The organism is Streptomyces muensis, assembly GCF_021474425.1.
Taxonomy (GTDB): Bacteria; Actinomycetota; Actinomycetes; order Streptomycetales; family Streptomycetaceae; genus Streptomyces; species Streptomyces muensis.
The window spans coordinates 1-1277 of record NZ_JAKEIP010000581.1 but is presented as its reverse complement, the minus strand read 5'-3'; the positions used below and the strand labels follow the sequence as shown (position 1 = coordinate 1277).

The window sequence follows — 1277 nt, the reverse complement described above, 5'->3', positions numbered from 1 at the left end:
GAGGAGGGCTGCTTGGAGGGCGGGGACCAGGGGGGTGGCGATGGCGCCGCCAGCGATGATCAGGGCGGAGAGGAAGCCAAGGATGAGACCGGCTCCCGCCTCGATGCCGTCGGGGACGTCCACCAGGAACCAGAAGAGGATCCACGCGTCCAGAACGGCGAAGGCCGTACCGGTCGCACCGAGTTCCAGGCCGGCGACCTTGCGCGGCTGCGGCAGGAGGCGGTTGACGACGATCAGGGCGGCACCGATGATTCCGCCCAGGTAGACGCCCATGCCGGTGTAGAGCTGTTCCCACGCGCTCGGGGTGTCGGAGACGCCTTCGGCGCTGTAGAAGCTGAGGAACGACGCGATGAACAGCAACACCGCTGCTCCGATCACCACGCCGTCGCCTCGAGTGAGGGAGCGGATATTCACTTCAAAGGTCCTTCGTCGGTCGTCTCGTCGTAGGTAGAGGCGTCGCTGTCACCATGTCGCCGTCAGGCCCCGGTGTGAAGCGCGGGGGTGGCCCCTCATCGTAAGGACGACCTTATCGTCCGACCGACGAGGGTGTCCGCCGGGATCAGCCCGTGGACCATTACCCGCGCAGGAAACTCACGATTCCCTCAGAGATCCCTTGCGCCGCCTTCTGCCGCCAAGCGCCACTGGTGAGCAACGCCGCGTCCTTGCTATCGCGCATGTTGCCGCACTCGATGAACACCTTGGGAACCGTTGACAGATTGAGACCGCCCAGGTCCTTACGCGTGACGAGACCGGTGCCGTCGCCGACGTAGTTGGAGGGTGCGCTGCCCGTGACGCGGACGAAGGAGCCCGCGATGCGCTCGCCGAGGTCGCGGGACGGGGCGACGATGGGGCCGGTGTCGGCGGCGCCCTCGTTCACCTTGCCGGGGAGGATGACGTGGAAGCCGCGCTGGCCGGCGCCGGCTCCGTCGGCGTGGAGGGAGACGACGGCGTCGGCGTTCGCCTTGTTGCCGATCCGGGCGCGTTCGTCGACACACGGACCCCACGGACGGTCGCCGTCCTGTGTGAACTTGACGGTGGCGCCCTGCTTCTCCAGCAGGGTGCGCATGCGGTGGGCGAGGTCGAGGGTGAACTTGGCCTCGCTGTAGCCGTCGTTCGTCGACGTCCCTGTGGTGTCGCACTCCTTCCAGTTCGTGCCGATGTTCACCTTGCGGTTGATTTCGGCCGTGTGCTGGAAGTTGTTCGGGTTGTGGCCCGGGTCGATGACGACGACCTTGCCCTTGAGGGGGCCGGTGGCGGCGGGCGCGGTGGTGGACTCC

2 protein-coding genes are annotated in these 1277 nt (G+C 67.3%); both read right to left on the bottom strand.

Annotation, left to right across the window (positions count from 1 at the left end; genetic code table 11):
- On the bottom strand, positions 1-414 hold a 414-nt coding region (locus L0P92_RS44505; protein ID WP_234768819.1), incomplete at its 3' end, for a DUF5336 domain-containing protein.
- A 160-nt stretch (positions 415-574) separates the two neighbouring features.
- A partial coding sequence (locus tag L0P92_RS44500; protein ID WP_234768818.1) for an N-acetylmuramoyl-L-alanine amidase occupies positions 575-1277 on the bottom strand: 703 nt, incomplete at its 5' end.